This is a genomic window from Streptomyces sp. NPDC007095 (assembly GCF_040634475.1).
Taxonomy (GTDB): domain Bacteria; phylum Actinomycetota; class Actinomycetes; order Streptomycetales; family Streptomycetaceae; genus Streptomyces.
In genome coordinates, this window is sequence record NZ_JBEYFS010000362.1 from 1 (window position 1) to 7,702 (window position 7,702).

The 7,702-nt window shown below is 75.4% G+C and carries 7 protein-coding genes and 2 pseudogenes; 6 read left to right on the forward strand and 3 right to left on the reverse strand.

The features are described from left to right. Positions 1-491: 491 nt before the first annotated feature. From ABZ656_RS54675 to ABZ656_RS54700, 6 genes and pseudogenes are all read left to right on the forward strand, one after another. Positions 492-1,313 (forward strand): AfsR/SARP family transcriptional regulator, encoded by an 822-nt coding sequence (locus tag ABZ656_RS54675; protein WP_097228482.1) that lies wholly within the window; start codon positions 492-494, stop codon positions 1,311-1,313. 339 nt (positions 1,314-1,652) lie between these two features. Next, positions 1,653-1,772: pseudogene (locus ABZ656_RS54680) on the forward strand (helix-turn-helix domain-containing protein); the annotation flags it as partial. A gap of 61 nt (positions 1,773-1,833) precedes the next feature. After that, on the forward strand, positions 1,834-2,007 hold the full coding sequence (locus ABZ656_RS54685) for a recombinase family protein (RefSeq protein WP_360279758.1): 174 nt from the start codon (positions 1,834-1,836) through the stop codon (positions 2,005-2,007). Further along, positions 1,986-2,264, forward strand: coding sequence for a hypothetical protein (locus ABZ656_RS54690; protein ID WP_218978171.1), 279 nt, complete (start codon positions 1,986-1,988; stop codon positions 2,262-2,264). Before ABZ656_RS54685 ends, ABZ656_RS54690 begins: the two co-directional genes overlap by 22 nt. Before the next feature lie 70 nt (positions 2,265-2,334). Next, positions 2,335-2,940 (forward strand): hypothetical protein, encoded by a 606-nt coding sequence (locus ABZ656_RS54695; RefSeq protein ID WP_360279751.1) that lies wholly within the window; start codon positions 2,335-2,337, stop codon positions 2,938-2,940. 18 nt (positions 2,941-2,958) lie between these two features. Beyond that, positions 2,959-3,177: a DUF6461 domain-containing protein gene (locus ABZ656_RS54700; RefSeq protein WP_360279761.1), complete on the forward strand. Its 219-nt coding sequence runs from the start codon at positions 2,959-2,961 to the stop codon at positions 3,175-3,177. 87 nt (positions 3,178-3,264) lie between these two features. Here ABZ656_RS54700 and ABZ656_RS54705 read toward each other — a convergent pair whose 3' ends face one another. The 3 genes and pseudogenes from ABZ656_RS54705 to ABZ656_RS54715 all read right to left on the reverse strand — a co-directional run. After that, positions 3,265-5,475: a condensation domain-containing protein gene (locus tag ABZ656_RS54705; protein WP_360279753.1), complete on the reverse strand. Its 2,211-nt coding sequence runs from the start codon at positions 5,473-5,475 to the stop codon at positions 3,265-3,267. Positions 5,476-6,021: 546 nt separating this feature from the next. Beyond that, complete coding sequence (locus tag ABZ656_RS54710) at positions 6,022-6,804, reverse strand: 4'-phosphopantetheinyl transferase superfamily protein (RefSeq protein WP_360279755.1); 783 nt, start codon at positions 6,802-6,804, stop codon at positions 6,022-6,024. Between the two features lie 500 nt (positions 6,805-7,304). Continuing rightward, a pseudogene (locus ABZ656_RS54715) lies at positions 7,305-7,702 on the reverse strand (hypothetical protein); the annotation flags it as partial.

The window sequence follows — 7,702 nt, forward strand, 5'->3', positions numbered from 1 at the left end:
CGTTGAGCACGGTACAGGGCGGGGTTCATTGCGCGGGGGGGGGGGGTGGGGGGGGGGGGGTGAAACGCTTCGGCCCGGGGCGGGCAGTGCGGGGGGGGGGGGGGTGGGGGGGCGCGGGCCAAACGGCGGCGCGGGCGGCGCGCGGTGCGGCGCGTACGCGGCGGGGCCGGGGAAATGGCGTCTTGACTGCGCCGGTGGCGGTGATTACGGATCCGGCCGGCCCCCGCGCCGGCGCGCGAAAAGGGGACGACGGTAGCCGTGTGGAGTGCGGCGACAGCGGAATCAGGAGTTCTCCTCGAGCGGCCGTACACACGTTCTCCAGAGCGTCGGACGGCGTACGCGGCACCGGACTTGGAAGTCCGCTCGAGAACGGATCCAGGAAAACGCTGGACGGGGACGGCCGCGGCTAGCGTGAGCGGCGGCGCGGATTTCTGGCCAACAAAGTGGAACGGGACAAGGAGCTCGACGACATACGGAATACGGAGGAGACCGTGAGGATTCAGGTTCTGGGTCCGTTGAGTGCCGAGGTCAACGGGGGATCCATCGTTCCGAGCGCGGGCAAGCCGCGGCAGATCCTGTCGCTGCTGGCGTTGTATCCCGGGCGGGTGATGCCCGTCCCGACCCTCATGGAGGAGATCTGGGCGACACAGCCGCCACAGAGCGCGCTGACCACGCTGCAGACCTACATCCTGCAGCTGCGCCGGCGGCTGGGCACCGCGATGGGGCCCGGTGCGCCGGGCGGCGCCAAGGAGGTGCTGGCCACCCGGCACGGCGGCTATCTGCTGCAGATCCCGCCCGACTGCGTCGACGTGCACCAGTACGACCGCCTGACCAGGGAGGGACAAACCGCCTTCGAGAGTGGCGACGACGAGGTCTCCGCCGCCCGATTCAAGGCGGCCCTGGGCCTGTGGCAGGGCCCCGCCCTGGTCGACGTACGGCTGGGGCCGGTCCTGGAGATCGAGGTGGTGCGGCTGGAGGAGAGCCGGCTGGTCACCGTGGAACGGCGCATCGACGCCGACCTGCGGCTGGGCCGGCACGCCGAACTCATCGCCGAACTCATCGAACTGACCGCCCGTCACCCCCAGCACGAGGGACTGCACTCCCAGGCCATGGTGGCGCTGTACCGCTCGGGCCGGCAGGCCTCCGCGCTGGAGGTCTACCGCCGGCTGCGGGTACGGCTGATCGAGGACCTGGGGGTGGAACCCTCCCCCCAGCTGCAACGCCTCCACCAGGCCGTCCTGACCGTCGACCCCCAGCTGGACGTCCTCGCAGGCCCGCGCCACAGCTCCACCTACGACCTGTTCACAGCCTGACGGGCCCCTCCCGCTCCTGCCCGTTGCCCCTGCCCGCTGCTCCTGCCCGCTGCCCGCCGCGGTCGCGGCGGTCGCGGCGGTCGCGGCGGGCAGCGGGCAACGGGCAGGGGCGGGAGGCGTGCTGCGGGCCGGCGGCACACGGGGCCGGGGCCGAAGCCGAGGCGGGCAGGCGGGGTCCGGCCGGACTGCCCGGCGGGGTTGGCCGTCTGCCCCTCGACGGCTCGGCCAGGCCCCCTTCTGTACGGGCGCGGCGCCGCGGGTTCCAGCGCCGGGCTCACCAACTTCATCAGTTATCCATAGTGTTGTGTATGCATGGTTGGGTATGTGGAGTTGCTGCGCATGTCCAAGGCTGCGAAGCGTCTGGGGATTCACCCGATGACGCTTCGCCAGTGGGCTGTCGATGGCAAAATCCCGTCCATGTGGGTCGGGCGTGAGCGCCGGTTCTCCTCGGTCGATGTGGAGAACATGAAGCGTGGTAGCGCCTCTTCAACCTCCCGTCCGAGGCGGGAGGGTTTTGTATGTGCGTGTCTCCGGTTCGTCCGGGCAGGAGTCCTCGCTGGCCGCGCAGGAGGAGGAGTTGCGGGCCACGTCCACGGGCGAGGTCGTGAAGGTCGTCAAGGACCGTGGCTCTGGTCTGCGGGAGAGCCGGCCCGGCCTGAACCGGTGCTGGCGATGGTGTCCGACGGCTCGGTGAGCGTGGTGCGGGTGACGCATGAGGACCGGCTGGCCCGGTTCGGTGTGGGGTGGCTCAAGCGGCTGTTCGCCGTGTACGGCGTCACGCTCGAAGTACTGCACCCGAAGAAGTCCGGCGGGCGGGATGAACTCCTCGAAGACTTTGTCTCGTTGGCCACCACGTTCGCGGGGCGGCTGTACGGGATGCGCAGCATGGAGGCGCGGAAGCGGCTGCTGGCGGAGAGCGGCCAGTGCGCGGGCGGCGGTGATTCCGGGTGAGCGGAAGCTGCCTCTCGCCGAGGGCGAGACCTCCCGCACCGCGCGCGCCCGTGGCTTGTTGCGCACGGGCGTGGATGAGAGGACCGGCGAACTTCTGTCCACTGCTGTGCTGGCGGAGCGCGTGGGCTGGTGCGTGAGCCTGGTGTCGGGCATGGCCCGCGTGCTGACCGTCGAACACTGGAACACCGCCGACGTGGACACTCTGGCAGCCGGGGAGGACACCGGGGGCAGGAAACTGCCGTCGAACGCGTGGATGGCGCTGCGCCGCCTCGGCTGGACCGTCGCGCCGCCCGGGGGTGTCAAGGTCAACGATCGCATCGTCCGCATGGCGCAGGGGCAGGCCGGGCGTGCTCTGCGGTCGGCGAAGTGGCACGCCGACCTGACGGCCGGTGTCCTCACGACGTGGCCGGGTGATCCGGCCAGGCGCACGGCGGACGAGTGGGACGCGGTGCGCGAGGCGGTGCCCGGTGGCCTGTTCCTGCCGTCCAGTGTGATCAAGTCCCGCACCCGGCAGACGGCTTCCTTCAACGCACCGCCACCAGGGCGTGACAACGATCAGCACACCCACCGCCAGCCGACACAGGCCGCGAGGAGCAGCACTGGGCGCGGGCTTCCACCTGCACGCCCACGCCACCCCTCCACGGTGGGCAGCCCCGTCGCCAGGCACTACCTCTGACATGGGATCGCTTAGCTGATTGGCGACGCTCCCGGTACCGACCGCAAGGCGGCCCTCTGCGCGCCGGCCGAGCGCCTCACCGGCGTACGGGTGAACGAGGAACTCCTCGCGCAGGCCGCCTGCCAGAGGGACGGGATACCCCAAGAGCCCGCCGGGGCACGGGAGAGCGTCACCATCGGCGTGAGGGACGCACACGGCGAGCGGACGCACGTCCAGCTCCGGCGCGACCGGCCCTGACACGGGGTGGAACGGGGCAGCACGGGGCGGAGCGAAGCGGGGCGGGGCGGGGCGGGGCGGGGCGAAGCGGGGCGGGGCGGGGCGGGGTCAGGGGGGCGGGGTGAGGACGGAGCGCACCCCCCGGGCGAGGGCGGACGCGCAGGCGGCGGCGTCGCCGATGCCGGTCATGACCACGGCCGCCGCGGCGCCGGGAGCATGCGGCGTGCGCTGGGCGAGTTCGTAGGCCGCCCTCCCGCCGGGCCCGCACCCGCACAGCACCAGGCGCCGGCCCGGCCCGGGTGCCTGGTGCAGCACGGCCGGCAGCACGCCCGGCGCGCCGTCCCCGTGCACGGCCACGATTTGCTCCGGGCCGCGGTGGCCGCGGACGAACAGGTCGTAGCTGCCCGCCGGCACACCGGGGGCGGTGACCAGGCAGATCACGTCCGCGTGCGGATGCCCGGGCCGCAGCACGGTCAGGGCGGGGTGCGGCGGGGGCGGCACGGGCCGGGCCGTGCGCGGTATCGCGCTGTGGGCCAGCAGGTCCAGCAGCTGTCCGGCACTGGCCTCGGCCTGCCGGTACCCGGGCAGCGCGCGCAGCAGGCGTACGCACTGGGAGTGCAGGACGGCAGCGTCCTCGTCCGCCAGCTGCGCCCGGTCGTAAAACAAGCCCAGGACCAGGCCGCCTGCGCTGTCGTGCCGGGCGGCGAGGGTGACGGGCCCGCCGGTGGCGCCGGCCGCGCTGCGGGGGGTGTCCGCGTGGACGCCCTGGGCGGCGAGTTCGCTGCGCAGGGCCTTGGGCAGCGGGAGCGGGCCGTCGAAACGCACCAGGGTGCTGCCGGCACCGCAGACCGGACCAGAACCGGCAACGGGGCCGCAACCGGCAACAGGACCGGGGGCGGCGGGCGGGCGGGGGGTCCACGCGCGGATCGTCTCGGTGCTGGCCCACGGGTAGGCGGCCAGGTCCAGCAGCGTGTCGCGGACCTGGTGCAGCAGGTCCGCCAGCGGGGCGGCCGGATCGACGGTCACGGTCATCGGCAGCGGGCTGTCCAGCAGGCCGGGAATGCCCGCGGCACCCGGCAGGGCGATGTCCCGGCCCGACAGCTGCACCCCGAAACTCACCGGCAGCGGCCCCGGGGCGCGAGCCGCCCGGTACAGCAGCAGCGCCCACACCAGGTGCAGCGCGCTGGACTCGGCGGCGCCGCGCAGCGCGGCCCAGGAACGCAGCCGGAAGGTCTCCGGCGCCCGCAGCCGGGTGTGCAGCAGACCGGGCCCGCTCTGCCCTGTGGCGCCCCCCGGCCGTCCCGGGCGGGCGGCGGCCCGCGGCGGCGGCGCGGCGCGGGCCCAGAACTGCCGCGCGGCCGTGGTGTCCTGGCCCGCCAGCCAGCGGGCGTGGTCGCGCAGGTCGGGACGGCGTTCCCCGCCGGGCAGGACACCGCCGCCGGCATAGGCGCGGTAGAACTCCCGCAGCAGCAGATGCACACCCCGCTCGTCGAGGAGAGCCGGGTGATAGGTCAGCAGCACCCGCACCGCCGCCGCACCCGCACCGCCGCCGGGCTCCGCCTCCAGCACGGTCAGCCGCAGCAGCCCCGGCCGGTGCAGCGCGAACCCCCGCGCCCGGTCCCGCCGCAGGAGCTGGGGCCAGGTGACAACAGCCGCGGAAAACACGGCGATGTCCGCCTCGGCCCGGGCGTGCAGCACCAGACGCGGCGCGGCGACCCAGTCGAAACAGGCCCGCAGGACACACTCCCGGTCGACGACGGACTGCCACGCCGCGGCGAACCGCGCCACGTCAAAAGGCCCGGACCAGTCCCAGTACAGCTGCTCGACCAGACCACCCCCACCGCCGCCGCCGCTGCTGCCGCCGCCGTCGCTGCTGTTGGTGCCCGTGCCGGCAGAAGCGGCGGTGCCGGCGGTGCCGGCAGGGGCGGCGGTGCCGGCGGGGGCGGCAGGGGCGGCGGTGCCGGCGGGGGCGGGAGTGAGGGCGGCGCGCAGCAGGGTCTGCTGGTGTCCGGTGACCGGGAGGATCTCCCCGCCCGGCGGGGGCGGGGCCAGCAGGTCGGCCAGCAGGTCCGCGGGCAGCGCAGCAAACCCGCCCGCGGCGGGCGGAGTCAGGCGCAGCGTGTGGTGGCCGGGCCGGTGACTGTCCAGCGCGACCCCGAAGGCACGGTGGCGCTGCGCGAGCCGGGCGGCGACCGTCTCGGCGTCCGCCGGGCCCAGCGGGCCGCGCAGTTCCAGGACCAGCGGGCCGCCCGGCGACAGCGGGACCGGCTCACACACCACGGCAAGGACAGCGCCCTGCGGCACGTACTGGCTGCTCATCCGCCCTCCCGGACCCCAGGACCCGCCCCCGCGGCACGGCGGACCGGCCCCCTGCACCCCTTACCCGACCGGCAAGACCGGCAAGACCGGCAAGACCGGCAGGGGCGGCAGGGGTGGCAGGGGTGGCAGGGGTGCGGGGAGGGCACGCACGGCCGGCCCGGCGGACGGGCCGGGCCGGCCGTGCGCAGGCACGACAGACACGGCGGGCACGGCCACTGCGGGTGCAGCAGCCGCTGGCGCGGGCACGGCGGGCACGGCCACTGCGGGTGCGGGTGCCACTGCGGGTGCGGGTGCGGGTGCGGGCGGGACAGCATCGGGCGGGGTGACGGCAAACGGGCCGGCTGCACGGTGGGCACGGGCCGCGGCGCCCGGCCCGCGACGGGCCGGGCGGCGGCGAAAGCTGCCGCCGGGACGTCCTGCGGCGGCGCCGCCCCGCACGGGAACAGGCCGCACGGGGACAGGCCGGGCGGGAACAGGCCGCACGGGGACAGGCCGGGCCGGGTGCGGTGGGGTGGCTGCACGGTGGTTCACGACGCCCGCCTCTCGTCATGTCGGCTGTGCGCCGGAGCTGCCCGGCAGCTGCCAGCCTAACGTCGCCGCAGGTGGGAGGCCTGTTTCCTCAAGCGGGTGTGGAGCGGGCCGCGAAGCGCTCTCGACTTCCTCCGGCGGACGGCGGGCGCTGCTGACCAGATACCGGCCGTGGACGAGATGGGTGGCCAGAATCCACCGCGCCACGCCGTCCGGCTCGCCGGCCAGGACCGTACGGCCCTGCCCGTCGCGGCGGAACCCGACCGCCGAGAAACGGCGCCGCATGCCGTGCCCGAGCGCCTTGGTGTAGGCCTCCTTGAGGGTCCACAGGTGCAGCAGCCGCAGCGCCCGCTCGTCCTCGCCCAGCGCGGCGAGCTCCGAGGCCTCGTCCGGGGTGCACACATAGGGGTGCAGCAGCTCGAAGGAGGGCCGGCGGGTGACGGGCTCGGCGTCCACCCCGATCGGCCCGCTGCGGCTGATACCGACCACGATCAGCTCGTCGGTGTGGGCCAGACTCACCTCAGCCTCGGCCAGACCGCGCAGATGCGGACGGCCGCCCGGCCGGTAGGCGAGGTCGAGCGCGTCCGCCGGGACCTGGAGCACGGCGGCCGCGGTGTGCTTGAGGACCATCCGGGAGACGGCGAACCGCAGCCGGCCCGCCGGAGCGGCCGTCTGCCGGTAACGCGGCCAGTCACGGCCGAGCAGAGACCGCAGCCCGGGATCCAGCAGCGCCGCCGTCAGCCACTGCCCCCAGGTGGTGTGCACCAGGGCATGGCCCTGCCCGGCAAGCTGGTCGTGCACCTGCTCCCACGGCCCGTCCGGCCCCGCCACGTGCAACGGCCGCCCCGGCGACAGCCCGGACAGCCCCCCGGCCCCCCACCCGGACAACAGCCCGGCCGGCACACCGGCTGGCAGACCGGACGACAGACCCGCCCGCGGACCGGACGGCGCACTGGGCGCCAGCCCGGACGGCGGAACAGGCGAGGTCCCTGGCGGCGGGCCGGAGTGCGGTCCGGGCAGCAGCCGACCGGGCACCCGCTCTCCCCCGCCGTCCCCCGCCCCGGCCCGCCCCGACCCGCCGGAACCCCGGCCGCCGGAACCCGCCCCGGCGGACACGGTCCCAGGAGGTACGGCCCCAGGAGGTGCGGCCCCGGAAGGTACGGCCCCGGCGGACACGGTCCCGGAAGGTGCGGCCCCGGGGGGTGCGGCCCCCGAAGGTGCGGCCCCGGGGGGTGCGGCCTCGGGGGGTGCGGCCCCGGGGGGTGTGGTGCTGCCCGGGCCGTCGGCCGGGCTGGGCCCGCTCACCACAGCAGCCGGGTGGCGTACACATCGCAGTCCACGCCGTGGCGGACGCGGCCGGCCAGTTCCGCCCAGACGGGTGCGCGCGGGTCGGGGACCGGCCCGGGCAGCGGCACGCCCAGCCGTCCGGCGATGCCCGACAGCGCGAGCAGCGCCCAGTGCGTAGCGCCCAGAAACAGGCCGCGGCCGTCATCGGCGGCCTCCCTGACACCGAGCACGGCGGCGGCCAGCCACAGCAGGGCCTGCCGGTCCGCCAGCGCCCGCGCCGCCGGAGCACCGGGGTCCGCGCCGGCCGTGCGGCACGGCCGCCCGGACAGTCTGCTCAAGGCCGAACACTTCAGCGTGCTCTCCGCGACCTGGGGCCCGAAGTCCGGCCGGCTCGCCGAGGCGGCCCGGACGC